Here is a 25,591-nt window from a genome sequence, read left to right as displayed (position 1 = left end):
CCGCCGCTACAGGCTGAAGGCGATCGCGCGCAGGATCAGCACGGCGATGAATACCAGGGTGAAGGCCAGATCGATGCCCAGGCCGCCCATCCGCAGCGGCGGCAGGATTCGTCGCACGGGTGCGATCACCGGTTCGGTCGCGGCATGGGTGAACGACCGCGCCTTGCCGACCCAGTCCGGACCCTTTCCTGCCAAGGCCAGCCAATCGAGCACCATCCGCGCGAGCAGCACGAACATGAACACCGTCAGCGCGTAGCCGACCACGGTTCCGATGAGACTCATAACGCCACTCCTTAGGAAGCCGCACTGGACCTCGTACCCGATCAACGCCGACCACCGCGCCGAAGTGTCCTTCCCGGATGGTTCTCAGCCGATTATCAGCCCTGGCTCGTCGTGGCCGAGGCTCCGCCGCGCACCGCCGCCGGGAGCAGTCCGGAGACAGCGCGAGCCCCGGGCGGTCGACCCGGGGCTCGCGTGGTGACGATCTACTTCTTGCGTTCCTTCTTCTCGCGCACGCGCACCGAGATGCGTACCGGCGAGCCGTCGAAGCCGAACTCCTCGCGCAGACGGCGCTCCAGGAAGCGGCGGTAGCCCGCCTCGAGGAAGCCGGTGGTGAACAGCACGAACGTCGGCGGGCGGGTGCCCGCCTGGGTGGCGAACAGGACGCGGGGCTGGCGGCCGCCGCGCATCGGCGGCGGGGTGGCCGCGATGACTTCCTTGAGCCAGGTGTTCAGGCGGCCGGTGGAGATGCGTTTGTCCCAGGATTCGAGCGCGGTCTCCATCTGCGGCACCAGCTTCTGCACGGCGCGGCCGGTGTGGGCGGAGATGTTGACCCGCTGGGCCCACGGCACCCGCACCAGATCGCGGTCGATCTCGCGCTCGAGCATGTAACGGCGGTCCTCGTCGACCAGGTCCCACTTGTTGAACGCCAGCACCAGCGCGCGACCGGAGTCGGCGACCAGGCTGATCACGCGCAGGTCCTGCTCGGTGATCGGCACCGAGGCATCGATCAGCATGATCGCGACCTCGGAGGCCTCCAGCGCCGACTTGGTCCGCAGCGAGGCGTAGAACTCGGTACCGGTGGCATTGGACACCTTGCGGCGCAGACCGGCGGTATCGACGAACTTCCAGGTCTTGCCGCCCAATTCGACCAGCGAGTCGACCGGGTCGACCGTGGTGCCCGCGACATCGTGGACGACCGAGCGCTCGTCGCCGGAGAGCTTGTTGAGCAGACTGGACTTGCCGACGTTCGGCTTGCCGACCAGCGCCACCCGACGCGGTCCGGCGGCGCCGGTGCCCTCGCGCGGGGTCTCGGGCAGCGCGCCGAGCACGTCGTCGAGCAGATCGCCGGTGCCACGGCCGTGCGCGGCCGAGACCATGCGCGGCTCACCCAGACCCAGCGACCACAGGCTCGCCGCCTCGATCTCGACCTTCTGGTCGTCGACCTTGTTGGCCACCAGGATCACCGGGATCTTGGAACGGCGCAGCTTGCGCACCGCGGCCTCGTCGGTGGCGGTGGCGCCGACAGTCGCGTCGACGACGAGCAGGATCGCGTCGGCGGTCTCCATCGCCACCTCGGCCTGCCGGGCCACGTGCTGCTGCAGGCCCTTGGCGTCGGGCTCCCAGCCGCCGGTGTCCTGCACCAGGAATCGGCGTCCGGCCCAGCTGGCCTCGTAGGAGATGCGGTCGCGGGTGACGCCGGGGATGTCCTCGACGACGGCCTCGCGGCGGCCGAGGATGCGGTTCACCAGGGTCGACTTGCCCACGTTCGGACGGCCGACGACCGCGACGGTGGGCATCGCGAGGTGTTCGTCACCCTCGTGCTCACCTTCGAGATCGGCGATCTCCCAGTCGGATTCGTCCGACCACGTGCCGTCTCCGACCAGTACCTCTTCGTCGATCATCGCGACCCTCCTGTCGTGGCCGAAAGCTGCTGGGCCACCACGCGGTAGAGCTCGTCGATGGTCTCGTCCATCGTCAGGTCGCTGGTGTCGACGAGCACCGCGTCGGCTGCGGGGCGCAGCGGCGACACCGTGCGGGTGGAGTCGAGGGTGTCGCGGCGCTGCACGTCGGCCAGCACGGCCGCGTAGTCGTCGCCGCGGCCCTCGCGGATGTTCTGGGCATTGCGCCGCTGGGCGCGCGCCTCCGCGGAGGCGGTGAGGTAGATCTTGGCGTCGGCGCCGGTGAGCACAACGGTGCCGATATCGCGGCCCTCGACCACGATGCGTCCGGACACGGCCGCGATCTCACGCTGCAGCGCGACGAGCTGCTCGCGCACCTCGGCGACCGCGGACACCGCGGACACGGCCTTGGTGACGGCATCGCCGCGGATCTCGGCGGAGACGTCCTCGCCGTCGAGCTCGATCACCTCGTGGCTGGGATCGGTGCCGATCGACAACGGCAGCGCCGCGACAGTGTCCGCGATGGCGGCGACGTCGGTCAGGTCGACCCCGGCACGCAGCACGCGCAGCGTCGCGACCCGGTACATGGCGCCGGTGTCGAGGTAGCGGGCGCCCAGGCGGGTCGCCAGCCGACGCGACACACTGGACTTGCCGGTGCCGGACGGGCCGTCCATCGCGACGACGAGCGTGCCGTCACCGGTCATCCGGTCGCCCGAGATCTCCACCGAGAAATCCACTCCGTTCACAGCTGCACCGCCTCGTAGAGTTTGCCGATCTCGTCGCGGCCGAGCACGCGCAGCGTGCCGGGACGCTGGTCGCCCAGCGCCACCGGGCCGATGTGGGTGCGCACCAGCCGGATCACCGGGTGGCCGACCTCGTCGAGCAGCCTACGCACGATGTGCTTGCGGCCCTCGTGCAACACGAGCTTGACCAGCGAGCGACCCTCGTAGGCCTCGAGCAGCATGAACTTGTCGACCTTGGCCGGACCGTCCTCGAGCTCGACGCCCTCGCGCAGCCGCTTGCCGACCAGGCGGTAGTTGACCTCGCCGTTGACGGTGGCCAGGTAGGTCTTGGGCACCTCGAACGACGGATGCATCAGGCGATGCGCCATCTCGCCGTCGTTGGTGAGCAGCAGCAGGCCCTCGGTGTCGGCGTCGAGACGGCCGACATGGAACAGGCGCTGCCCGGCGGCGATCCGCTCGGCGACGATGTCACCGACGCAGGGACGGCCCAGATCGTCGGACATGGTGGACTGCCAGCCCTTGGGCTTGTTCAGCACCAGGTGCACCAGCTCGTCGCGGACGACGACACGGGTGCCGTCGACGCGCACGACCGCGTTCTCCGGATCGACGCGCAGACCCTGCTCGCGCACGATCCGGCCGTCGACCTCGACGCGACCGGCGGCGATCATGTCCTCGGCCGCGCGGCGCGAGGCCACACCGGCCTTGGCGAGCACCTTCTGCAACCGTTCGCCTTCGCCCCAGGGCAGCTTCTTCGGGCCCTCGGTGTTCTCGGCGTGCTGGTGCCGGGCCGGCTTGGCGTTGTTCAGGATCGTCGGGGCGACGACCTTGCGCTGCGGCTTGGCGTTCTTGGTCTTGCGCACGGGCGCCTGCGACGTCGCGGGACGGGCGGTGCCGCCCGCGCGCTGGGTCCCCCGTGCCGGGCTGCCCGCCGAGCCGCGCTGGTAGCCACCCTCCCGGCGGTCGTCGCCGCCGCGCTGGTAACCGCCGCGACGGTCGTCGCCGCCGCGCTCGTAGCCGCCCGCGGAACCGCCGCGCCGATCGTCGGTGGCGCCACGCTGGTAGCCGCGTCCCGCCGCGCCGCGCCGATCGTCGGTGCCCCGGGTGAACCCACCCGAGGAGGGGCGGCGGCCGGTCGACTCACCGCGCTCGTACCCGCCGGTGCCGCGGCGGCCGCCGGCCTCCCCGCGGCTGCCCGACTGCCCGGTGCGCGCGGTGCCGCCGCGGGTTCCCGCGGTTCGGTTCGCGCCGCTACGGGGCTGGTCGTTGCGTTTTCTTCGGTCCGGTGTGCCATCTCGGCGAGCGGAATTATTCATCTGTCCTGTCAATCGTCGGTGCCGAGGTCCATGTCGGACTCGGCCGGTTTCTGCAGCCTGGTGAACCGTGGATCGGTCTCCAGGCTCTCGCTGATCTCGTCGATCAGGTCGACGCCGGGAAGCAGCGGCGCCAGCGGTGGCAGGTCGCCCAGTGAGGCGAGCCCGATCCGTTCGAGGAACAACTCGGTGGTGCGGTACAACGTGCCGTTGGTGTCGGGATCCTGACCCGCTTCCGCGATCAAGCCCCTGGCCAGCAGTGTGCGCATCACTCCGTCGACGTTCACCCCGCGAACCGCGCTGACCCTCGTCCGGGTCACCGGCTGGCGGTAGGCGATCACCGCCAAGGTCTCCAAGGCGGCCCGGGTGAGCTTCGTCCGGGCCCCGTCGAGCAGTACCCGCTCGACATAGGGCGCGTACTCCTGTCGAGTATAGAAGCGCCAGCCGTCACCGACGAAACGCAGGTCGATGCCACTGCCCCGGGCCGTCAGCTCCGCGGCCATCGCGCGCAGGGTGGCCTCGACCCGCTCGGAGGTGTCGTCCAGGGCCGCGGCCAGCTGTTCTACCGGCGCGGGAGCATCGACGACGAGCAACATCGCCTCGAGCGCCGAGCGCAGTTCCGCGTCCTCGAGCGGCTCGGAAGTGAACTCCGCCACTGCCTCGGTCATGCTGTGCCCTGCGGCCGCCTGCGGGCCTGACCCGATCATCCGTAGTCCTCCTCGAACGTCAACGCCGCCGCTTCGGCGTCCGGATCCAGCTCCCCGAGCCAGCTCACGGCCAGCGGCCCGAGCGGATCGGGCTGGTCGAACGCGATGGTCTTGCCGCGATACAGCTCCAGCAACGCCAGGAACCGGGCGACGATTTCCACCGGGACGGTGCAATCGGCCACCAGTTCGGCGAAGGTCGTCCAGCCGCCGGGCCCGCGTTCCTTGAGCCGGGCCAGCACCAGCTCGGCCTGCTCGGCGACCGAGATGGTGTGCATGTGCAGATGCCCCAGACCGACCTGCGGAATCGGGCGCGGCCGGAACGCCGCCGCCGCGATCTCGGCGAACGCGCCGATGTCGACGCCGAGGGTCACCTCGGGCAACAGCCCCTCGAACTGTTCCTCGAGCGCCACCGAGCGCGGATACCGGCGCAGCGCGGCGGCTTCCAGCTCGGCGAGCAGTTCGGCCACCTGCTTGAACGCCCGGTACTGCAGCAGGCGGGCGAACAGCAGGTCGCGGGCGTCGAGCAGTTCCAGATCGTCGGCGTCGGTCATCTCGCCCGAGGGCAGCAGCCGGGCCGCCTTCAGGTCGAGCAGCGTGGCCGCGACGACGAGGAACTCGGTGGTCTGGTCGAGGATCTTGTCCGCGCGCAGCTTGGTGTTCTCGGCGAGCTCGGCGGTCAACGCTTTCGTGTAGGCGATGAACTCGTCGGTGACCTGATGCAGCGCGACCTCGGTGACATCGAGCTTGCGCGAGCTGATCAACGTCAGCAGCAGGTCGAATGGGCCTTCGAAGTTCTTCAGCCGCAGGTGGAACCCGGTGTTCTCGGCGGCGGGCGCCGCTTCTTGCTGAGCCTCGTGCACCTCGGGTATTGCGTCGATCACCGGCCCGACCGGTGGATGACTTCGCGTGCCATCGCCCGATACGACTCCGCGCCCGCCGATTTCGGGGCCCAGGTGGTGATCGGCTCGCCGGCGACGCTGGCGTCGGGGAACCGCACGGTGCGCGAGATCGCGGTGTCGTAGACCAGGTCACCGAAGACCTCCACCACGCGCGACATCACCTGACGGGAGTGCAGCAACCGGGCGTCGAACATGGTGACCACGATGCCGTACAGGCTCAGGCGCGGGTTGAGCCGGTCGCGCACCTTCTCGACGGTGTCGTTGAGCAGCGCGAGCCCACGCAGCGAGAAGTACTCGCATTCCATCGGGATGATCACCCCGTCGGAGCAGGCCAGCGCGTTGACGGTGAGCAGGCCGAGCGAGGGCTGGCAGTCGATGAGGATGTAGTCGTAGCGGTCGCGCACACCCGCGAGGGCCCGGCCCAGCGACTGCTCGCGGCCCACCTCGTTGACCAGCTGGATCTCGGCCGCGGACAGGTCGATGTTGCTGGGTAACAGGTCCATCCCGTCGACCTTGGTGGTCTGCAGGACGTCGTCGACGCCTGCCTTCCCGCCGATCAGCAGGTTGTGCACGGTGAGGTCGAGATCGTGGTGGGCCACCCCGAGGCCCGCCGAGAGCGCGCCCTGCGGGTCGAGGTCGACGAGGAGCACGCGGCGGCCGTATTCGGCCAGGGCCGCACCGAGATTGATGGTCGAGGTGGTCTTGCCGACCCCGCCCTTCTGATTGCACATGGCCACCACCAGCGCGTCACCGTGACGCTGCACCTGCGGCGGTTCGGGTACCAGTCGCAGCGGGCGCCCGGTCGGGCCCATCTCGACGGCCTCGGCGACCTGATCCGGTCCACCGTCCCACGGTGTTTCCGCTGTCGTCACGATCCGCTGCTCCTTATACGTTTCCTACCGGTAACCCCTGTCGAGGGTAGCGAGGCCGATTCGGGACCGGCTCGCTTTCGTACGGTCCAGCTCTGGTGGTAGACGCTACCGCTCGGACCGGTGAGGTACAGCATGGCAACGCCGGGCGTGTTCGCACGATACCCGCCCGGCACGACCGCGCGGTGCCGGTTCACCTGGCCCGCGGATGGGCGGTGGCCCAGACCTCGCGCAGCGCGCTCACCGTCACGAGGGTGTAGATCTGCGTCGTCGTGACCGAGGCGTGCCCGAGCAGTTCCTGCACGACGCGCACATCGGCGCCGCCGTCGAGCAGGTGGGTGGCGAAGGAGTGCCGCAGGGTGTGCGGCGACACCGTCGCCCCGATCCCGGCGCGTTCGGCGGCGGTCTGCAACACCTGCCAGGCGCTCTGCCGGGACAGCCTGCCCCCGCGCGCGTTGAGGAAAAGGGCGCCGCCGGAACCCTTTCCGGCGGCGGCCAGGGACGGACGACCGCGCACCAGGTAGGCGTCGACCGCGGCGAGCGCCGGCCTGCCGATCGGCACGAGCCGCTGCTTGCCGCCCTTGCCGTGCAGCACCACGCACCGCTGCTCGGCGTCGAGGTCGTCGACGTCGAGACCGACCATCTCCGAGATCCGCGCCCCGGTGGAGTACAGCAGTTCCAGCAGCGCGCGGTCGCGCAGACCACGCGGACCACCGTCGGCACCGCCCGAATCACCGTCGCCGCCCGCGGCTTCGAGAACGCGCAGCACCTGGTCGTAGGGCAGCGCCTTCGGCAGCCGCCGACCCGGCGCGGGCGGTTTCACCGCGTGCGCCACGTCGGTCTCGGTGATGCCCTCGGCGGCGGCGAACCGGTGCAGGCCACGCACCGCGATCAAGGCCCTGGCCACGGACCCGGCGGCCAGCGGCGGATGATCCGGCCCACCCGACCGCAACGCCATGGTGAACTCCGCGACGTCGCCCTGCGCGACCGCACCGAGATCGGCGATGCCGCGACCGGACAGGAAGGTGCGGTAGCGAGCCAGGTCGCGCCGGTAGGCGCCGAGGGTGTTGCGCGCGGCTCCGCGCTCGACCGCCAAGTGGTCGAGGTAGGCGTCGATCTCCCGCGCGAGCACGCCCGATGCCGCCTAGTCCCCGCCGACCACCGGGGCGGGCAACGTCGTGGTCCTCACGCGCCGCTCCCGGACCGCGCCTCGGCGGCCTTGCGCCGCAGGAACGCGGTCGGCTGACCCGGCCACGGCGCGTCGGCGGGACGCAACGGCACCGCGCTCGCCGTGGCCGCCGCGTAGGCGAGCACCCCGGCGACCGCGGTCGCGTTCACGATCTCCCCGGCCAGCGCCGCCCGGACCGCCTCGGCGACCGGCATCCTGACCAGTTCGAGATCGGCTTCCTCGTGCTCGGGCTCCGGCCGATCGGTCGCGGTGAGCCCGGTCGCGCAGAACACCCGCAGCGCCTCGTCGGTGAACCCCGGCGACAACGCGACGTCCACCAGCACCGACCACTCGGCGGCGGCCAGGCCCGTCTCCTCGGCCAGCTCACGCTTGGCCGCGGTGAGCGGGTCCTCGCCGTCGATGTCGAGCAGCCCGGCGGGCAGTTCCAGCAGCCGGGTCCGGATCGGATGCCGGTACTGGCGGATCAGGACGATGTTGCCGTCGTCGTCGAGGGCGAGCACCGCGACCGCGCCGTGGTGCTCGATGACCTCGCGCTCGGCGACCCGCCCGTCCGGCATCGCGACCTGATCCTGGCGCAGGGCCAGGATCGCGCCGCTGTAGAGCACCCGGCTGGAGACCGTCTCGAAGTCATGACTACCGGGCTGGCTCACGTCGCTGCTCTCCCGCTCAGAGATCCGCGGCCTGCTCCGCGAGCTCTTCCTCCGGGAAGTCTACGGGAAGGCGTTCGGCCAGTTTGTATTTCAACGCCGCGTTGATCAGCGCGGCGAAGAGCGGATGCGGCCTGGTCGGACGGCTCTTGAGCTCCGGGTGCGCCTGCGTGGCGACGAAGAACGGATGCACCGAGGCCGGGTACTCGACGAACTCCACCAGGTGCCCGTCGGGCGAGGTGCCCGAGAACACCAGACCGCTCTTGGCGATGGCGTCGCGGTAGGCGTTGTTCACCTCGAACCGGTGCCGATGCCGCTCGGAGACGTGCTCGGAGCCGTACGCCTGCGCGACGACCGAGCCCTTCTGCAGGGTGGCCGGGTAGGCGCCGAGGCGCATGGTGCCGCCCAGATCGGCCTCGCCGGCGACGACGTCTTCCTGGTCGGCCATGGTGGAGATGACCGGGTTCTTCGTGTCGGGCTCGAACTCGGCCGAGTTGGCGTCGTCGATACCGACCGAGCGCGCGGCCTCGATGACCACGCACTGCAGACCGAGGCACAGGCCCAGCAGCGGGATGCCGCGGTGGCGGGCGTAGCGGATGGCGCCGAGTTTGCCCTCGATGCCGCGGATGCCGAACCCACCGGGGATCAACACGGCGTCGACGTCACGCAGCGCCGCCTGGGCGCCCGCCTCGGTCTCGCACTCGTCGGAGGGCACCCAGCGGATGTTCACCTTCGCGCGGTGCGCGAAGCCACCGGCGCGCAGCGCCTCGGTCACCGACAGGTAGGCGTCGGGGAGGTCGACGTACTTGCCGACCAGCGCCACCTCGACGGTCTCGCGCGGGGAGTGCACGCGATCGAGCAGGTCGCCCCACACGGCCCAGTCCACGTCGCGGAACGGCAGGCCGAGCTTGCGCACCACGTAGGCGTCGAGGCCCTCGCTGTGCAGCACCTTCGGGATGTCGTAGATCGACGGCGCGTCCGGGGTGGAGATGCACGCCTCCACGTCGACGTCGCACATCAGCGCGATCTTGTTCTTGAGCCCCTGCGGCACCTCACGGTCGCAGCGCAGGATCAGCGCGTCGGGCTGGATACCGATGTTGCGCAGCGCGGCCACCGAGTGCTGCGTCGGCTTGGTCTTGAGCTCACCCGAGGGCGCCAGGTACGGCACCAGCGACACGTGCAGGAAGAACACGTTGTCGCGGCCCACGTCGTGGCGGATCTGGCGCGCCGCCTCGAGGAACGGCTGCGACTCGATGTCGCCGACGGTGCCACCGATCTCGGTGATCACCACGTCCGGCACATGCCCCTCGAGATCGGGACCCTGCATCGCCAGGATGCGGTTCTTGATCTCGTCGGTGATGTGCGGGATGACCTGCACCGTGTCGCCCAGGTACTCGCCGCGGCGCTCCTTGGCGATGACCGTCGAATAGATCTGCCCGGTGGTCACGTTCGCGTCCTTGGACAGATCGCGATCGAGGAACCGCTCGTAGTGGCCGACATCCAGGTCGGTCTCGGCGCCGTCTTCGGTGACGAACACCTCGCCGTGCTGGAACGGGTTCATGGTGCCCGGATCGACGTTCAGATACGGGTCGAGCTTCTGCATCGTCACCCGCATGCCGCGCGCGGTCAGCAACTGACCGAGGCTGGAAGCGGTGAGACCCTTACCCAAAGAGGAGGCGACGCCACCGCTCACGAAGATGTGCTTGGTGGCATTTCGAGCCTGATTCCGTGTTTGACCCACGGAACTCCAGAGTAACAGGCACCCGCCTCTCCGCGTATTTTGCGGGTCGTTTGCGGCGGAGCGTGTTGCGCGCCGGACCGGCGGCCGGGTGCTCGGCGGGCGCGGGACGGGCCCGGCGGGTCACCCGGGTACTCGGGCGACCGGTCGTCCGGCACGACCGCGGAGGGAAACCTCAGCGAGGCATGGCGACCATGGTCAGCGAGGTCGCGGTTGGCCCGGTTCCATAGCGGCCCGCGCCGCCGGAAAGCTGTTCGGTGAAGGCGAGAGCCGTTGTCACCCTGCCGATTTCGCGGTCGGCATTGTCGACCGTGGTGACCGTCGTCGCCAGCGGTGCCTGGGCCCGGACATGGGCGATGGCGCCGTTGCCCTCGGCGGCCCCGGCACGCCCCGCGAGCACCGTGCCCGCCGCCCGCGCCCGGACCGCTCCGGTGAAGCGGGCGATAGTCGCGCCCTGTCCACTGTCGGATGCGACACCGTTGCCGGTGACCACGACGGCCAGTTGCGCGGGTCGCACCGGCGTATCGCCGTAGGCGAGGAATCCGCCGCCGCGCAACGTCTCGAGGACCAGCGCGAGCTCGGGGGCGGTGCTGCGCGGCTGATTGGTCGCCGGGTCGAGCAGCAGGGTCAGGCCGAGCAGGTCGCCCGCCATGCTGCCCTGGTCCACGGCGCCGGTCCGCAACTGCGCGCCCGCGGGGACGATATTGGTCAGCGCCGAGCGCATCCGGTCGCCCTCCCCCGCGTCGACGAAGGAGTCGGTGAGCGCGATCCGGCCGGTCACCTGCGCACCGGCGGTCTCGAGCGCCTTGCTCACCCCGTCGATGTCGCCGGGATCGGCGTCGGGGGTGGTGAAGACGACGACGCTGCGGTCGGTCAGGGTGCCGCCGAGCAGCTTGCCCGACGAGTCGGCGATGAAGCGGTCGGCGGCGTCGAGGCGAGCGGTGAGCTGTTCGGTCTGCGCGCTCAGCGCGTCGACCTGGCCGCGCAGGTCGTTCTTGTCCGAACGCAGCCCGGACAGCATGTCCGAGGCCAGGGTCTGTGAGCCGAGCACCACCCCGACGGCCAGCGCGAGGAAGATCGCGGCGATCGAGATGGCATGGTGACGCACCGAGATCACAGCAGACCACGCACCCACAGGACGAAGCGGTTCCAGTACTCGATCGCCCAGTCCAGCACCTCGGATCCGTTGTGCGAGGCCAGGATCACCACCACGATCGCGACCAGCGCCGCCAGCACCACCAGCGCCAGCGCGGCGCCGGAGGAGCGCTGCCGGTACAGCGTCGAGACCGCCTTGGCGTCGACGAGTTTCGCGCCGACCTTGAGCCGGGTCAGGAAGGTCGCCGGATTGCTGTCGCGACGGCCGCGGTCGAAGAAGTCCTCCAGCGAGGCGGGCGCGCCCGCCAGCACGATCAGCGACGCGCCGTGGTGATCGGCCAGCATCAGCGCCAGATCGGTGGGTGAGCCCGACGACGGGAAGGTGGTGGCGCCGATGCCGAGGTCCTGGATGCGCTCGAGACCCTTGGCGTGTCCGTCGGTGTCGGCGGGCAGGATCATCTCGGCGCCGGATCGCAGTGTCTCGGTGCTGATCTCGTCGGGATCGCCGACGATCAGGTCCGGCTTGTACTTGAGCTTGCGCAAGGTGTCGGCGCCCCGGCCCACGCCGATCAGGATCGGCGCGTACTCCTTGATGAACGGCTTGAGCCGCTGCAGTTCCTCCTGGTGCCCCGACCCGTCGGCGACGACGACCACGTGCCGGTTGCGCAGTTCGAGGTCGATGTCGGGGACCCCGATCCCGTCGATGAGCAGCGCGCTCTCGGTGCGGACGAACTCGGTGGTGTTGCCGGCGAACGCGTCGAGGTGGTCGGCCAGCCCGTTGCGGGCCTCGATCATCCGGTCGGCGATGGCCGACTCGTCGAACTCGATGCCCTCGACCAGGACCTCGGGTTCCTTCTTGGTCAGCTTGTCCGCGTAGACGATGCCCTCGTCGATGCGGACCTTCATGCCGTCCTTGATCTTGCCGAACGCGTCGGCCGAGACGGCGTCCATCAACACGATCCCGTTGGCCACCAGCACTTCCGGGCCCAGATTGGGATAGCGGCCGGAGATGGACGGCGAGGTGTTGATCACCGCGACGACGCCCGCCTCGACCAGCCGATCGGCGGTGTGGCGGTCCAGATCGGTCTCGTCGAGGACCACGACATCCCCGGGTCCGACGCGCCGCAACAAGCGCCGGGTGTTGCGATCCACCCGGGCGATCCCGGTGACACCGGGCAGCGTTTCCGTGTTCCGCGACAACAACGCCGGCATCTTCATGTGGCCGATGATGCGGGCAAACCCTCAACCTTTGGTGGAGGCGCGCCGAATCACCGGTCACATTCGTCACTGTGATCCCGCGCGCACAGCAACCCGCGGGCCATCACCTCCGACCGTGCCGAACGGTCACCGACGCTAGGTCTCGTCGTCCTGCCGCAACTTCGCCGCGACCTCGAGCGAGGTCGCGTGCAGGCGCTCGAACAGGTCTAGCACCAGGGCGAGCTGATCGTCGGAGTAGTCGTCGAGCGCGGCGGCGAAGCTGCGCGCGAGTAGTTCGTAGTGCGGGGCGATCTCGTCGATCCGGGCCGGGATCGCGGTCACGATCACCCGCCGCCGATCCGCGACGTCGTGTTCGCGGCGCACATATCCCGCGGCGAGCAGCCGGTCGACCATCTTGGTCACCGCGCCGGTGGTGAGCGCGGTCTGCGCGGCCAGCTCCCCCGCGGTCGCCGGGCCGCCCAGCCGCAGCATGTTCAGGCAGCGCAGATCGGTGACGTGCAGACCGAGCTTGTCGGCGACGGCCTGATGCAACATGACGCCATCGGTCGCGCTGCGCTGTGCGGCGACCGTCAACGCTGCCGCGAGCTCGGCCCTCCTGTCGGACATCCCTTGACACCTTCCGCTCCGGCCGGGATTATCTTCCTGAGTCAGATTATTACTGAAGACACTACTTCCCGGATCGACCTCTGACCGATCGATCCTAGTTTTCCGGAGGGCGCCATGACCGATCCCCAGTCCGACGAACACGCGATCCGCGCCCTGTTCACGGCGACCAGCGATGCCTGGGCGGCCGGCGACGCGCGCGCGTTCGCCGCCGCGTTCACCGACGACGCCGAATACGTCACCTGGTTCGGCCGCCACTACACCGGCCGCGCGGCCATCGAGGCCTGTCACGCCGGGCTGTTCGCGAAATACCTGAAGAACACCCGCCTCGACGGCGAGATCACCCGGCTGCGCTTCCTCACCCCCGACGTCGCGGTCGTCGACGGCCGCGGCGCGGTGGTCAAGGGCAAGCGCACGCGCACCCGGCGCAACACCAAGGACAACATCTACGTCGCGGTCCGTCACGACGGCCAATGGCGCTTCGCCGCCTTCCACAACACGAAATACCACTGGTTCTTCGATGCGATGACGGCCAGGTCGGAACGCGGATGACAACTACCCGTATGCTGCGGGTCACAGATACCTCGGACAGGAGACAATCCATGCCCCGCAGCACCGTCGAGACGGTTTTCGACGCACCTCGCGACATCGTCTACCGCCTTTTCACCGAGCGTGAGGCCGTCAGCCCCTACCTGCCGATCCAGGTCAAGCTCATCAAGCAGGGCGACCCGGCCACCGGCGTGGGCGCGCAGCACATCCTCGGCTTCGGCAAAGCCGGTGTCATCGAGGAGATCACCGCGCTGGTTCCCGGCGAGCGGATGGAGTACAAGATCGTCAAGGGCGCGCCGGTCAAGCGCCACGTCGGCATCATCACCTTCGCCGACACCAGTTCCGGCGGCACCCGCGTGGTCTACACGATGGAGTCCGAGCCGTCGCTGCCCGTGCCCGCGCCGGTCCTCGAATTCGGCCTTCGTCAGCTGACCAACCAGCTCATCGGCGGCGTCCGCAAAGCCCTGAAGTAGGCGCGTCGACGTCGCCCGCGGTCCGCGCGGGCGACGTCACCCGCGTGGTCAGGCCGGAGCGCGCTCGGCTCGCGCGGTTTCCAGCAGTTCCTCCGCGTGCGCGCGGCCGGTCTCGGTGTCGTCGAGGCCCGCGAGCATGCGCGCCAGTTCGACCACCCGCTCCTCATCGGTCAGCGTGCGAACTCCGCTGTCCACCTTGCCTTTTCCATCATCGGACTTGTTCACCACCAGGTGCGTGTCGGCGAAGGCCGCCACCTGCGGCAGATGGGTCACCACGATCACCTGATGGGTGCGGGCCAGCCGCGCCAGCCGCTTGCCGATCTCCACCGCCGCCCGGCCGCCGACGCCGGCGTCGACCTCGTCGAACACCATCGTCGCGCCGTGATCCGATCCGGCGAGGACCACTTCGAGCGCCAGCATCACCCGGGAGAGCTCACCGCCGGAGGCGCTCTTGCTCAACGGCAGCGACTGCGCGCCGGAATGGGCCGAGAGCCGGAACTCCACCTCGTCGACACCGTGCGACCCGGCGTGCAGCTGCGCGCCGTCGATCTCGATCGGCGCCGAGTCCTGCGCGTTGGCCTGCATCGGCCGCACCTGCACCTCGAGCCGGGCCTTGCCCATCGCGAGCCCACCGAGCTCGGTGCTCACCGCCGAAGCCAGCTTGCCCGCCGCCTTCGCGCGGGCGGCACTGAGCTTGCGGGCGGCCTCGCGGACCTTGCCCGCCGCGGTCTCCACCTCACCGGTGAGTTTGGCCAGCGCGTCCTCGGACACGTCCAGCGAATCCAGGCGCGCGCGCGACTCGTCGGCCCAGGCGATCACGCCGTCGATATCGGGCGCGTACTTGCGGGTCAGCGACTTCAGCTCGGCCTGCCGGTTGAGCATCGAGTCCAGGGCGCCGGGGTCCGAGGGCAGTTCCGAGAGGTAGCCGCTGAGTTCGGTGGTCACGTCGACGACCACCGCGATCGCCTCGCCCAGCCGCGGCGCCAGCCCGGTCAGCCCGGGGTCGTCGGCGGAGTCCAGCCGGGCCCGCGCGCCGCCGAGCAGATCGAGCACGCCGCCGCCGTCGGCGGCGGAGTCGGTGGGACCGGACAGCGCCTCGTGCGCGGCGACCGCGGCCTCGCGCAGCGAATCCAGATCGCTGAGCCTGCGGATCTCGGCGACGAGCCGGGTGTCCTCACCGGGTTCGGGCGCGATGCCGTCGATCTCGGCCAACGAGTGCTTGAGCCGGTCCGCCTCGAGCGCCAGCTCCCGGCTGCGCGCCGTCCGCTCCAGCAGCTCCGAGCGCGCGTCGAGCCACGTCCGGCGATGCACCTGGTATTTGCGCAGCAGCCCGGCGACCCCGTCACCGGCGAACTGGTCGAGCGCGGCGAGCTGCTGTTCGGGCCGCTGCAGCCGCAGCTGGTCGTTCTGGCCGTGCACGGTCAGCAGCCGGGAGGTGAACTCGCCGAGCACCGCGGCGGGCACACCCCGGCCGCCCAGGTGCGCGCGGGAGCGTCCGTCGCCGTTGACGGTGCGGACCGCGATCACGCTGCCGTCCTCGTCTGCCTCGGCGGCGGCCGACTCCAGCACTTCGCCGACGGCCGCGCGGGCCGCGTCGTTGACGTCGTCGATGACGAACCGCCCCTCGACCACGGCCTTCGCCGCGCCGAGCCGAACCCGCCCGGCGTCGGCGCGGGCGCCGCTGAGCAGATGCAGGCTGGTGACCACCATCGTCTTGCCCGCACCGGTCTCACCGGTGAGGACGGTCAGGCCCGCATGGAACTGCGCGGTGGCCGTCGAGATGACGCCGAGTCCGTCAATCCTGATCTCTGTCAGCATCGCGGCTGTTCTCCGTTCGCTGTCTACCCCGCCAGCCGGTGACCGGCAGCTGGAACTTCCGCACCATCCGGTCGGCGAACGGCGCGGAATCCAGCCGCACCCACCGCACCGGTCGTTCGCCGCGCACCACTTCGGCGCGGCCGCCGCGCGGCAACGCCAGGGTCCGCCGACCATCCAGGAACACGATCGCGTCGTGCCCGGTCGCCACCGTCTCGACCGCGATCCGCGATTCCGGGCTGGTCACCAGCGGCCGCGCGAACAGGGCGTGCGCGTTGCTCGGGATGACCAGCATCGCTTCGAGTTCCGGCCACACCACCGGACCGCCCGCCGAGAAGGCGTAGGCGGTCGACCCGGTCGGGGTGGAGATGAGGATGCCGTCGCAGCCGAACGACGACACGGGCCTGCCGTCGACCTCGAGCACCACTTCGAGCACACCCATGCGCTGGGCGTTCTCCAGGCTGGCCTCGTTGAGCGCCCACCCACGTTCGACGACGGTGTCGTCGACCCGGACGGTGACGTCGATGGTCATCCGGTCTTCCACGCGGTAGTCCCGGTCGACCACCTGGGCCAGCGCCTCGTCGAGATGCTCGGCCTCGGCCTCGGTGAGAAAACCGATGCGGCCCAGGTTGATTCCGAGCACCGGCACCCCGGACGGCCGGCCGAGTTCGGCCGCGCGCAGGAAGGTGCCGTCGCCGCCGAGGGCGAGCACCATCTCGCAGCCCAGCGCCGCGGACGGGCTGTGCGGCACCACCCGGACCGGATAGCCGGCGGGTTCGTCCTCGAACCGCGTGCTGTCGGCCTCGTCGGCCAGCACCCGCAGGCAGATGCCCGCCTCGGCGAAGATCTTCGCCACCCGGTGCGCGGTCTCGATGATCTCCGCGCGGCCGGGGTGGGCGACGAGCAGGATCTCCCTGCCGCCCTCGTGCGTGTTCACTGCGGACCCTCCTCGACGGCGCGGGCGACCAGCGCTTCCACTTCCGCGGCGTCGTAGTCGAGCGGGCCGACCTTGCGCAGCCACAGGAAGTACTCGACATTGCCCGACGGACCGGGCAGCGGACTGGCGACGACACCCTGGGTTCGCAACCCGAGCGCGCCCGCCGCGGCGGCCACCTCGCGCACCACTTCGGCGCGCAGCGCCGGGTCGCGCACGACGCCACCGGATCCGACCCGCTCCTTGCCGACCTCGAACTGCGGCTTCACCATCGGCAGCAGATCGGCGCCGTCGGCGGCACACCCGGCCAGCGCGGGCAGCACCAGTCCCAGTGAGATGAACGACAGGTCACCGACGACGGATTCGACTGTGCCGCCGATGGTTTCGGGGGTGATGTTGCGCACGTTGGTGCGGTCGTACACCTGGACCCGATCGTCGTTCTGCAACCGCCAGATCAGCTGGCCGTACCCGACGTCGACCGCGGCCACCTCCTTCGCGCCGCGCGCGAGCAGCACATCGGTGAACCCACCGGTCGACGCGCCCGCGTCCAGGCAGCGCTTGCCCGCGACGCTGAGACCCTGCGGTTCGAACGCCTCGAGCGCGCCGAGCAGTTTGTGCGCCCCGCGCGAGGCCCAGGACACCTCGTCGGGTTCCTCCCGCACGATCAGCGGGGTGCCGGTCTCCACCGCCGTCGCCGGTTTCACGGCCACGGTGCCGGCAATCAGGACGCGGCCCGCGCTGATCAGCTCGACCGCGTGTTCTCGCGATCGCGCCAATCCGCGGCGAACCAGTTCGGCGTCCACACGCGCTCGCCTGGCCACCTCAGATCTTGTCCACTGTCGCCAGGGCGTCCACCAGCACATCGTGCGCCTGCTCGAGAATGCGCGCACGCCGGGTGATGTCGGCTCCCGTCTCGGTGTTCTCGGCCGGTCCGGTCACCGCAGGCGCCGCGCCGAGTTCGGCCAGCAACGCGTCGACCTCGGCCTTGATCCGATGCGGGTCGGCCGGTTCCTGCCGCGCCTGACCACCCGGCAGGTGAGTGCCGGGCAGGGGAATCCCTGGGCGGGGTGGCTGCGGCGCGCCGGGCGGCGGTGAACTCGGAGTACTCATCGTGCCGTCAACGCTATCGGATTTCCGAATCGGCTGCGCGCACGCGTACCGCCCGGCCGGGGTGCTGTCGCAACAGTTCCGCGACCTCCGCGGGGGCGACGGCATCCGGCACGATCTCGTCGTTGAGCGCGTCGAGCGAGCCGGCGACGAAGGTGGGCACCTGGGCCGGTGGCGCGAGCAGGACATCTTCGAGGGTGCTGACGCCGGTGAGCACCAGCAGCGAGTCGAGCCCGAGCCCGTTGGCGCCCTCGATATCGGTGTCGATCCGATCGCCGACCACCAGTGCGGCGCGGGCGCCCGCTCGCGCGAGCGCGTCTTCCATCAGCGGCGCGAACGGCTTGCCCGCGACCAGCGGCTCGCGATCGGAGGCGGTCCGCAGCGCGGCGACCATCGATCCGTTGCCCGGCGCCAGACCGCGCTCGTTGGGCAGCGTGCGATCGGTGTTGGCGGCGACCCACAACGCGCCCGCGCGCAGCGCGTAGGCGGCTTCGGCGAGGTCCGGCCAGGCCGTGGCGGGCGAGTGCCCCTGCACGACCGCGTCGGGCGGCGTGTCGCCGAATCGGCGGATCGGCACGAGGCCGACCGCGGTGATCTCGGCGGCCAGGTCGTCGGTACCGACGACGAGCACCCGGGAACCGGGGGCCAGCCGGTGCGCCAGCATGCCCGCCGCGGCCTGCGCGCTGGTCACCACGTCCTCGGCCGTGGCCGGATAACCCAGCTCGGCCAGATGCTCGGCCACCGGACCGGGGCCACGGGCCGCGTTGTTGGTGACATAGACCAGCCGCTGCGCCGAATCACCGTCTGGGGCGAGCGCTTTCGGACCGCCGTCGATCACCTCGGGACCGCGGTACAGCGTCCCGTCCAGATCGAGCAGCAAAGCGTCGTATTGATCGCGTAGCCGGTTCACACACCCTCACTCCGTCGTCACTGCCGGGTCGAGCACCTGCGCCGACCCTAGGCGAGGGCACCGACAGTTCCGCGTCCACGGAACCACCGAATCGCACTCGCACTCTTCATGATCGAGCATGCGGAAACCGTCCGTGCACGGTGTACCCGCTTTTCGCAGCCCGCTTTCGCGCGCGTCGCGGCGCTCGGTGACACAGGTCACCACCCTGCCAGGAAGTAAACGGACTGCGGTCCGGTTATTACCGATCGAACTGCCGCACCGGCGCAGTCGTCATCCTTCGCACGGAGAGGTCCACACAATGGACATCGTTTTCTTGGTCGGCCGCATCCTGCTCGCGGTGATCTTCGCCTTCTCGGCCATCGGCCACTTCACTCAGGCCGACGGGATGGCCCAGTACGCGGCCGCCAAGGGGGTGCCCGCGGCCAAGGCGGGCGTCATCGTCAGTGGCGTCGTCGCGCTGGTGGCCGCGCTGTCGCTGATCCTCGGTGTCTGGCTCGATCTCGGCGCACTGCTGCTCGTGGCGTTCCTGGTTCCGGTGAGCCTGTTCATGCACCCGTTCTGGAAGGAAACCGACCCGCAGGCCAAGCAGACCGAGATGATCGGGTTCAACAAGAACCTCGCCATCGTCGGTGGTGCGCTGATCCTGTTCTACCTGGTCAACACCACCCAGCAGGTGCCGCTCGGCCTCACCGGCCCGCTGTTCGGCGCCTTCTGATCCCTCGACGCACAACGGCCGCAGGCCGGGAACCCGCTATCGGTTCCCGGCCTGCGGCCGTTGCTTGCTGAACTACGCGTCGCCGGTGAGTTCCGCGGCGCGGTCCTCGGCGTCGGTCTCGCCGTCGAGATCGGCGGCAGCGGCATTGAGGAACCACTGCAGGCCGTCGTCGGTGCGGCCGGCCGCGACCAGCGCGTCGGCGTAGGCGTAGAACAGGCGCGCGGCGGCCGAACCGGTGCGCGCCGGATCCAGATCGGGAGTCTGCAGCGTCACCACGGCCTGGTCGAACTGACCCAGATCCATCCGCGCGCCGGCGACCACGATCCGCAGCTCGGTGGCCTCGTCACCGCTGAGCGCCTGTGCCTCTTCGCTGCGGCCGAGCTCGATGGCCCGTTCCGGCCTGCCCAGACCGCGCTCGCAGTCCGCCATCACGGCCAGCAGCCCGGAGCCGCCGGACATGCGGCGCGCGGTGCGCAGCTCGGAGAGCGCCTCCGCCCATTCCTCGGCGTGGTAGGCCACCACACCGGCGGTCTCGCGCACGACGGCGATCCGGCCCGCCCGCTGCCGTGCGGCCCGTGCGTGGGCCAGCGCGAGCCGGGGATCGTCCTCGAGCAGTTCGACGGCCATCACCATGTGCCGGGCGACGGTTTCGGCGTTGTTCTTGTCCAGGCTCAGCAGATCGCGGCGCACCGCCGGATCGAGATCGGAGGCTTGCACGTCTTCGGGCAGGTCCGGCTCGTCCGGACGCGCGGCGCGCCGATCGGTGGACCGCCCGCCCGCTGACCTGGCGCCTTCGCCGCCGCGACGGCGGTCGTCACGGTCGTCGCCGCCACGGGTGCCGTAGCCGGCGTCGGCCCGACGATCCGCGCGGTCTGCCGCCTCGTCGCGAGGATCGGGCTCGGCGGTCGGCGACACGGTGCGATCGCCGTCGTCGCCGCGTTCGGTGTCGTCGGCCTCGGCGCGATCGGCGGACCGGGTCCGGCCCGCATCGTCGCCGGACTCGGCGCGATCGGCGTCGTCCGCCGACTCCGCTCGACCGTTGTCGTCGACGTCCTCGGCACGCCCGGTGCTCGACGAGGTGTCGTCGGACTGCTCAGTGGACGCGGTCTCCTCGCTCACCGGCGAATCGAGGTCGGCCGATGCGAGATCGGTCGACTCGCTCTCGGCGACATCGGCATTCGCGGCGGCCGAGGACACGACGCCGAGGACATCGCCCTCGCGCTCGCGCCGCTTCTCGCGGTAGGTGCCGTCCAGCGGCGCGCCGTCCTCACCGACGTAACGGTTGCCACCGCCGGAGCCGCCACCACGCTTGAAGCCACCGCGCCCGCGATCGTCGTCACGACGGGGGCCGCGATCGTTGTCGTCACGCCGCTGGTAGCCGCCGCGATCGGAGCTCTCGCTCCGGCGGAAGCCACCGCGATCGGAGGACCCGCGCGAACGGTCGTCGTTGTCGTTGCGACGGAACCCGCCACGGTCGCCGGAGCCACCACGGCCCGCGTCGTCACGACGCTGGTAACCACCACGGTCGCCACTGTCACGCCGCTGGTACCCGCCGCGATCGCCACCACGGTCGGAGCCACCACGCGAACGGTCATCGCCCTCGCTGCGCCGGAACCCGCCGCGATCCGAACTGCCACGCGAACGGTCGTCACCCTCGTTCCGGCGGAAGCCGCCACGATCCGAGGACCCGCGCGAACGGTCATCGTTGTCGTCGCGACGGAACCCGCCACGATCGCCCGAGCCACCACGACCCGCGTCGTCACGACGCTGGTAACCACCACGGTCGCCACTGTCACGCCGCTGGTACCCGCCGCGATCGCCACCGCGATCGGACCCACCACGCGAACGGTCATCGCCTTCGTTCCTGCGGAAGCCGGAGCCACCGCGCGGACGGTCGTCGTTGTCACGACGGAACCCGCCACGATCGCTCCCACCGCGCGAGCGATCGTCGCCCTCGTTGCGACGGAAACCACCGCCGGCGCCACCCCGATCCGAGCCGCCACGGGGACGGTCGTCATCGTTGCGACGATACCCGCCACGGTCGCCACCGCGATCGAAACCACCTGTGGGACGGTCGGATTCGCCACGGCGGAAGCCGCCACGGTCGCCGGAGCCACCGCGGCCGGCGTCGTCACGACGCTGGTAACCACCACGGTCACCACTGTCGGAGCGCCGGAAACCGCCGCGGTCGTTGTCGTCACGCCGCTGGTAACCGCCACGGCCGGCGTCGTCACGACGCTGATAGCCGCCGCGGTCGCCACCACGGTCGGAGCCGCCACGGGGGCGATCGTCATCATTACGGCGGTACCCGCCACGGTCGCCGGAGCCACCGCGGCCGGCGTCGTCACGACGCTGGTAACCACCACGGTCACCACTGTCGGAGCGCCGGAAACCGCCGCGGTCACCGCCGCGATCGTCGCGGTTGAACCCGCCACGCTGGCCCTCGGAACGGTCGGAACCGCCACGGCCACCACGATTGTCGTCGTTGCGGCGGAATCCGCCGCCTTCGCCACGGTTGTCACCGTGTCCGCCACGGGGGCGATCGGTCGGTTCGCCGCGCCGGCCGAAACCGCGGGCGTCTCCGTCCCGGCGGAAAGGCTTCCGTCCGTCGTTGTGTTCCGACACGGCGATCCCTTTCTAGATTCCCCGGCCTCGGGGAGTGTTGTCGTGGCCCCGCCTACAAGAATTCAACCACGGGCGGAGGACGGGGCATCGTCCGCCTGGCGTGCCGGGGCATGGCAGCCCCACAAACGCCGATAGGGGACCCAATTCTGGGTCCCCTATTGCGAAGGATGTTCCGGCGGTGTCCTACTCTCCCACACCCTGTCGAGTGCAGTACCATCGGCGCAGGTGGCCTTAGCTTCCGGGTTCGGAATGGGACCGGGCGTTTCCCCACCGCTATAACCGCCGTAACTCTATGAAACTAGACAGCGCTCCCCACCCAGAAAGTAATCCCCTAAAGGACCACCCCTGGCGGGTGTGCTGCAGTGTCTGTTGTTTCAGATACCGCACAGTGGACGCGTAACACCTTCGATAGTAAGCCCTCGGCCTATTAGTACCAGTCACCTACACCAGTTACCTGGCTTCCAGTTCCGGCCTATCAACCCCATGGTCTGTAGGGGGCCTTAACCCATCAAGTGGGAGAGAAACCTCATCTTGGAACAGGCTTCCCGCTTAGATGCTTTCAGCGGTTATCCCTTCCGAACGTAGCCAACCAGCAGTGCTCCTGGCGGAACAACTGGCACACCAGAGGTTCGTCCGTCCCGGTCCTCTCGTACTAGGGACAGCCTTCCTCAAGTTTCTAACGCGCGCGGCGGATAGAGACCGAACTGTCTCACGACGTTCTAAACCCAGCTCGCGTGCCGCTTTAATGGGCGAACAGCCCAACCCTTGGGACCTACTCCAGCCCCAGGATGCGACGAGCCGACATCGAGGTGCCAAACCATCCCGTCGATATGGACTCTTGGGGAAGATCAGCCTGTTATCCCCGGGGTACCTTTTATCCGTTGAGCGACACCGCTTCCACTTGCCGGTGCCGGATCACTAGTCCCGACTTTCGTCCCTGCTCGAGCTGTCACTCTCACAGTCAAGCTCCCTTGTGCACTTGCACTCGACACCTGATTGCCAACCAGGCTGAGGGAACCTTTGGGCGCCTCCGTTACATTTTGGGAGGCAACCGCCCCAGTTAAACTACCCACCAGGCACTGTCCCTGAACCAGATCATGGTCCGAGGTTAGAAGTCCAATACGATCAGAGTGGTATTTCAACGACGACTCCACCTGAACTGGCGTCCAAGCTTCACAGTCTCCCACCTATCCTACACAAACCGTACCGAACACCAATACCAAGCTATAGTGAAGGTCCCGGGGTCTTTTCGTCCTGCCGCGCGTAACGAGCATCTTTACTCGTAATGCAATTTCGCCGAGTCTGTGGTTGAGACAGCAGAGAAGTCGTTACGCCATTCGTGCAGGTCGGAACTTACCCGACAAGGAATTTCGCTACCTTAGGATGGTTATAGTTACCACCGCCGTTTACCGGGGCTTAAATTCTCAGCTTCGCGCCGAAGCGCTAACCGGTCCTCTTAACCTTCCGGCACCGGGCAGGCGTCAGTCCGTATACATCGTCTTACGACTTCGCACGGACCTGTGTTTTTAGTAAACAGTCGCTTCTCTCTGGTCTCTGCGACCTTCCCCAGCTCTGAGTGCAAGACTCGTCACCAGGGCAGGTCCCCCTTCTCCCGAAGTTACGGGGGCATTTTGCCGAGTTCCTTAACCACAGTTCTCTCGATCGCCTTAGTATTCTCTACCTGACCACCTGTGTCGGTTTGGGGTACGGGCCGTGTACCAACTCACTAGAGGCTTTTCTCGGCAGCATAGGATCACTGAATTCACCACAACGGCTACGCATCACCTCTCAGGCTATATGTTGTGCGGATTTGCCTACACAACGCCCTACAGGCTTACACCAGGTATTCCATCACCTGGCCCAGCTACCTTCCTGCGTCACCCCATCGCTTACCTACTACAGCCAGGGTCGTATGCAGCCACATCCGGCCTCCCGAAGGAGGTCCATCCGCTTTTGGATACTTAGCACAACTGATTCGATATTTGGCGCGGATACACGGGTACGGGAATATCAACCCGTTGTCCATCGACTACGCCTGTCGGCCTCGCCTTAGGTCCCGACTCACCCTGGGCGGATTAACCTGGCCCAGGAACCCTTGGTCATTCGGCGGACGAGTTTCTCACTCGTCTTTCGCTACTCATGCCTGCATTCTCACTCCCGTGGCCTCCACAGCTGGATCACTCCGCTGCTTCCACGGCCACAGGACGCTCCCCTACCCATCCCAGCTCCTGGCTCGAAAGCAGGATAATGCTGAAATGCCGCGGCTTCGGCGGTGTACTTGAGCCCCGCTACATTGTCGGCGCAGGATCACTTGACCAGTGAGCTATTACGCACTCTTTCAAGGGTGGCTGCTTCTAAGCCAACCTCCTGGTTGTCTAAGCGACCCCACATCCTTTTCCACTTAGTACACGCTTAGGGGCCTTAGCCGGCGATCTGGGCTGTTTCCCTCTCGACTACGAAGCTTATCCCCCGCAGTCTCACTGCCACGCTCTCACACACCGGCATTCGGAGTTTGGCTGACTTCGGTAAGCTTGTGGGCCCCCTAGGCCATCCAGTAGCTCTACCTCCGGCGTGAAACACGTGACGCTGCACCTAAATGCATTTCGGGGAGAACCAGCTATCACGGAGTTTGATTGGCCTTTCACCCCTACCCACAGCTCATCCCCTCAGTTTTCAACCTAAGTGGGTTCGGGCCTCCACGACGTCTTACCGTCGCTTCACCCTGGCCATGGGTAGATCACTCCGCTTCGGGTCCATAATGTGCGACTAAAGGGCGCCCTATTCGGACTCGCTTTCGCTACGGCTACCCCACACGGGTTAACCTCGCCACACACCGATGACTCGCAGGCTCATTCTTCAAAAGGCACGCCATCACCCCACGCACAAGTACGAAGGCTCTGACGGATTGTAAGCGCACGGTTTCAGGTACTATTTCACTCCCCTCCCGGGGTACTTTTCACCTTTCCCTCACGGTACTAGTCCGCTATCGGTCACCAGGGAGTATTCAGGCTTACCGGGTGGTCCCGGCAGATTCACAGCAGATTTCACGGGCCCGCTGCTACTCGGGTATCACTCACGAGAGCCAACATGTTTTCGTCTACCGGACTATCACCGTCTATGGCAGGCCGTTCCAGACCACTTCGACTAACACATTGGTTTCTTACTCTCGCTTGATCCGGCAGAATCAAGAAGAATGACCCCACAACACCCCAAACGCAACCCCTGCCGGGTATCACACGCTTGAGGTTTAGCCTCATCCGCTTTCGCTCGCCACTACTCACGGAATCACTGTTGTTTTCTCTTCCTGTGGGTACTGAGATGTTTCACTTCCCCACGTTCCCTCCACACACCCTATATATTCAGATGCGGGTAACACGACATCACTCGTGCTGGGTTTCCCCATTCGGAAATCCTCGGATCTCAGCTCGGTTGACAGCTCCCCGAGGCTTATCGCAGCCTCCTACGTCCTTCATCGGCTCCTGGTGCCAAGGCATCCACCGTACGCTCTTAAACACTTACTAACAAAGATGCTCGCGTCCACTGT

23 protein-coding genes and 2 rRNA genes are annotated in these 25,591 nt (G+C 68.5%); 3 read left to right on the top strand and 22 right to left on the bottom strand.

What is annotated here, in order from left to right:
* Positions 1 to 6: 6 nt before the first annotated feature.
* From Q7X29_RS12680 to Q7X29_RS12620, 13 genes are all read right to left on the bottom strand, one after another.
* A complete protein-coding gene (locus Q7X29_RS12680) occupies positions 7 to 282 on the bottom strand; it encodes a YggT family protein (RefSeq protein WP_316574144.1) in 276 nt (91 codons plus the stop codon).
* Between the two features lie 203 nt (positions 283 to 485).
* The gene (gene der / locus Q7X29_RS12675) at positions 486 to 1,904 is read right to left on the bottom strand and encodes a ribosome biogenesis GTPase Der (protein WP_218717907.1); all 1,419 of its coding nucleotides are present in this window, start codon (positions 1,902 to 1,904) and stop codon (positions 486 to 488) included.
* Positions 1,901 to 2,605, bottom strand: a complete 705-nt coding sequence (gene cmk, locus Q7X29_RS12670) for a (d)CMP kinase (protein WP_218717916.1) — start codon at positions 2,603 to 2,605, stop codon at positions 1,901 to 1,903. The genes der and cmk overlap by 4 nt, the downstream gene beginning before the upstream one ends.
* A 38-nt stretch (positions 2,606 to 2,643) precedes the next feature.
* Positions 2,644 to 3,957 carry a pseudouridine synthase gene (locus tag Q7X29_RS12665; RefSeq protein WP_316574143.1) on the bottom strand — a complete coding sequence of 438 codons (1,314 nt, stop codon included), beginning with the start codon at positions 3,955 to 3,957 and terminating at the stop codon, positions 2,644 to 2,646.
* An 8-nt stretch (positions 3,958 to 3,965) separates the two neighbouring features.
* Positions 3,966 to 4,622, bottom strand: coding sequence for an SMC-Scp complex subunit ScpB (gene scpB / locus Q7X29_RS12660; protein WP_218716048.1), 657 nt, complete (start codon positions 4,620 to 4,622; stop codon positions 3,966 to 3,968).
* 35 nt (positions 4,623 to 4,657) lie between these two features.
* Positions 4,658 to 5,542 (bottom strand): segregation and condensation protein A, encoded by an 885-nt coding sequence (locus tag Q7X29_RS12655; protein WP_374104815.1) that lies wholly within the window; start codon positions 5,540 to 5,542, stop codon positions 4,658 to 4,660.
* Positions 5,539 to 6,372 carry a ParA family protein gene (locus Q7X29_RS12650; RefSeq protein WP_255586654.1) on the bottom strand — a complete coding sequence of 278 codons (834 nt, stop codon included), beginning with the start codon at positions 6,370 to 6,372 and terminating at the stop codon, positions 5,539 to 5,541. Before Q7X29_RS12650 ends, Q7X29_RS12655 begins: the two co-directional genes overlap by 4 nt.
* A 250-nt stretch (positions 6,373 to 6,622) precedes the next feature.
* The gene (xerD, locus tag Q7X29_RS12645; protein WP_316574142.1) at positions 6,623 to 7,561 is read right to left on the bottom strand and encodes a site-specific tyrosine recombinase XerD; all 939 of its coding nucleotides are present in this window, start codon (positions 7,559 to 7,561) and stop codon (positions 6,623 to 6,625) included.
* A gap of 53 nt (positions 7,562 to 7,614) precedes the next feature.
* Complete coding sequence (locus Q7X29_RS12640; protein WP_316574141.1) at positions 7,615 to 8,268, bottom strand: NUDIX hydrolase; 654 nt, start codon at positions 8,266 to 8,268, stop codon at positions 7,615 to 7,617.
* A gap of 16 nt (positions 8,269 to 8,284) precedes the next feature.
* Positions 8,285 to 10,006: a CTP synthase gene (locus Q7X29_RS12635; protein ID WP_218716052.1), complete on the bottom strand. Its 1,722-nt coding sequence runs from the start codon at positions 10,004 to 10,006 to the stop codon at positions 8,285 to 8,287.
* Between the two features lie 172 nt (positions 10,007 to 10,178).
* Positions 10,179 to 11,120, bottom strand: a complete 942-nt coding sequence (locus tag Q7X29_RS12630) for a copper transporter (protein ID WP_316574140.1) — start codon at positions 11,118 to 11,120, stop codon at positions 10,179 to 10,181.
* Positions 11,117 to 12,316: a putative cytokinetic ring protein SteA gene (steA, locus tag Q7X29_RS12625; protein WP_316574139.1), complete on the bottom strand. Its 1,200-nt coding sequence runs from the start codon at positions 12,314 to 12,316 to the stop codon at positions 11,117 to 11,119. Before steA ends, Q7X29_RS12630 begins: the two co-directional genes overlap by 4 nt.
* Before the next feature lie 135 nt (positions 12,317 to 12,451).
* Complete coding sequence (locus tag Q7X29_RS12620; RefSeq protein ID WP_316574138.1) at positions 12,452 to 12,922, bottom strand: MarR family winged helix-turn-helix transcriptional regulator; 471 nt, start codon at positions 12,920 to 12,922, stop codon at positions 12,452 to 12,454.
* Positions 12,923 to 13,036: 114 nt separating this feature from the next.
* Between Q7X29_RS12620 and Q7X29_RS12615 the strand changes: the two genes are divergently transcribed.
* Positions 13,037 to 13,471 carry an SgcJ/EcaC family oxidoreductase gene (locus Q7X29_RS12615; RefSeq protein ID WP_316574137.1) on the top strand — a complete coding sequence of 145 codons (435 nt, stop codon included), beginning with the start codon at positions 13,037 to 13,039 and terminating at the stop codon, positions 13,469 to 13,471.
* 50 nt (positions 13,472 to 13,521) lie between these two features.
* Positions 13,522 to 13,941, top strand: a complete 420-nt coding sequence (locus tag Q7X29_RS12610) for an SRPBCC family protein (RefSeq protein ID WP_218716057.1) — start codon at positions 13,522 to 13,524, stop codon at positions 13,939 to 13,941.
* Positions 13,942 to 13,989: 48 nt separating this feature from the next.
* Here the strand turns inward: Q7X29_RS12610 and recN are convergent, their stop codons facing one another.
* From recN to Q7X29_RS12585, 5 genes are read right to left on the bottom strand one after another with little or no spacing between them, the layout of a single operon-like run.
* Positions 13,990 to 15,759, bottom strand: a complete 1,770-nt coding sequence (gene recN / locus Q7X29_RS12605; protein ID WP_316574136.1) for a DNA repair protein RecN — start codon at positions 15,757 to 15,759, stop codon at positions 13,990 to 13,992.
* Positions 15,737 to 16,693 carry an NAD kinase gene (locus Q7X29_RS12600; RefSeq protein WP_218716059.1) on the bottom strand — a complete coding sequence of 319 codons (957 nt, stop codon included), beginning with the start codon at positions 16,691 to 16,693 and terminating at the stop codon, positions 15,737 to 15,739. Before Q7X29_RS12600 ends, recN begins: the two co-directional genes overlap by 23 nt.
* Entirely contained in the window at positions 16,690 to 17,511 is an 822-nt protein-coding gene (locus Q7X29_RS12595) for a TlyA family RNA methyltransferase (RefSeq protein WP_316574135.1), read from the bottom strand. The genes Q7X29_RS12600 and Q7X29_RS12595 overlap by 4 nt, the downstream gene beginning before the upstream one ends.
* 1 nt (position 17,512) lies before the next feature.
* Positions 17,513 to 17,800, bottom strand: a complete 288-nt coding sequence (locus tag Q7X29_RS12590) for a hypothetical protein (protein ID WP_218716061.1) — start codon at positions 17,798 to 17,800, stop codon at positions 17,513 to 17,515.
* A 13-nt stretch (positions 17,801 to 17,813) separates the two neighbouring features.
* Positions 17,814 to 18,707, bottom strand: a complete 894-nt coding sequence (locus Q7X29_RS12585) for an HAD-IIA family hydrolase (protein ID WP_316574134.1) — start codon at positions 18,705 to 18,707, stop codon at positions 17,814 to 17,816.
* A gap of 298 nt (positions 18,708 to 19,005) precedes the next feature.
* Between Q7X29_RS12585 and Q7X29_RS12580 the strand changes: the two genes are divergently transcribed.
* Entirely contained in the window at positions 19,006 to 19,422 is a 417-nt protein-coding gene (locus Q7X29_RS12580) for a DoxX family protein (protein WP_218716063.1), read from the top strand.
* Between the two features lie 72 nt (positions 19,423 to 19,494).
* Here Q7X29_RS12580 and Q7X29_RS12575 read toward each other — a convergent pair whose 3' ends face one another.
* The 4 genes from Q7X29_RS12575 to Q7X29_RS12560 all read right to left on the bottom strand — a co-directional run bounded on the left by Q7X29_RS12575 (position 19,495) and on the right by Q7X29_RS12560 (position 25,568).
* A complete protein-coding gene (locus Q7X29_RS12575; RefSeq protein WP_316574133.1) occupies positions 19,495 to 20,541 on the bottom strand; it encodes a hypothetical protein in 1,047 nt (348 codons plus the stop codon).
* The gene (locus Q7X29_RS12570) at positions 20,538 to 21,956 is read right to left on the bottom strand and encodes a hypothetical protein (RefSeq protein WP_316574132.1); all 1,419 of its coding nucleotides are present in this window, start codon (positions 21,954 to 21,956) and stop codon (positions 20,538 to 20,540) included. The genes Q7X29_RS12575 and Q7X29_RS12570 overlap by 4 nt, the downstream gene beginning before the upstream one ends.
* A 261-nt stretch (positions 21,957 to 22,217) precedes the next feature.
* A 5S ribosomal RNA gene (rrf, locus tag Q7X29_RS12565) occupies positions 22,218 to 22,334 on the bottom strand.
* Between the two features lie 120 nt (positions 22,335 to 22,454).
* A 23S ribosomal RNA gene (locus Q7X29_RS12560) occupies positions 22,455 to 25,568 on the bottom strand.
* Positions 25,569 to 25,591 lie beyond the last annotated feature (23 nt).

The organism is Nocardia canadensis (assembly GCF_032656385.1).
In the GTDB taxonomy this organism is placed as follows: domain Bacteria; phylum Actinomycetota; class Actinomycetes; order Mycobacteriales; family Mycobacteriaceae; genus Nocardia; species Nocardia canadensis.
Note: the sequence above shows the minus strand (reverse complement) of the source record. Positions and strands in the feature narration are given on the sequence as shown.

What these genes read in the sequence shown, in the direction of transcription:
- Q7X29_RS12620 (WP_316574138.1), bottom strand. Translation starts at nt 12,922, where the DNA reads ATGTCCGACAGGAGGGCCGAGCTCGCGGCAGCGTTGACGGTCGCCGCA.
- der (WP_218717907.1), bottom strand. Translation starts at nt 1,904, where the DNA reads ATGATCGACGAAGAGGTACTGGTCGGAGACGGCACGTGGTCGGACGAA.
- Q7X29_RS12615 (WP_316574137.1), top strand. Translation starts at nt 13,037, where the DNA reads ATGACCGATCCCCAGTCCGACGAACACGCGATCCGCGCCCTGTTCACG.
- Q7X29_RS12590 (WP_218716061.1), bottom strand. Translation starts at nt 17,800, where the DNA reads ATGAGTACTCCGAGTTCACCGCCGCCCGGCGCGCCGCAGCCACCCCGC.
- scpB (WP_218716048.1), bottom strand. Translation starts at nt 4,622, where the DNA reads ATGACCGAGGCAGTGGCGGAGTTCACTTCCGAGCCGCTCGAGGACGCG.
- cmk (WP_218717916.1), bottom strand. Translation starts at nt 2,605, where the DNA reads ATGACCGGTGACGGCACGCTCGTCGTCGCGATGGACGGCCCGTCCGGC.
- Q7X29_RS12665 (WP_316574143.1), bottom strand. Translation starts at nt 3,957, where the DNA reads ATGAATAATTCCGCTCGCCGAGATGGCACACCGGACCGAAGAAAACGC.
- Q7X29_RS12680 (WP_316574144.1), bottom strand. Translation starts at nt 282, where the DNA reads ATGAGTCTCATCGGAACCGTGGTCGGCTACGCGCTGACGGTGTTCATG.
- steA (WP_316574139.1), bottom strand. Translation starts at nt 12,316, where the DNA reads ATGAAGATGCCGGCGTTGTTGTCGCGGAACACGGAAACGCTGCCCGGT.
- recN (WP_316574136.1), bottom strand. Translation starts at nt 15,759, where the DNA reads ATGCTGACAGAGATCAGGATTGACGGACTCGGCGTCATCTCGACGGCC.
- Q7X29_RS12610 (WP_218716057.1), top strand. Translation starts at nt 13,522, where the DNA reads ATGCCCCGCAGCACCGTCGAGACGGTTTTCGACGCACCTCGCGACATC.
- Q7X29_RS12650 (WP_255586654.1), bottom strand. Translation starts at nt 6,372, where the DNA reads ATGGGCCCGACCGGGCGCCCGCTGCGACTGGTACCCGAACCGCCGCAG.
- Q7X29_RS12580 (WP_218716063.1), top strand. Translation starts at nt 19,006, where the DNA reads ATGGACATCGTTTTCTTGGTCGGCCGCATCCTGCTCGCGGTGATCTTC.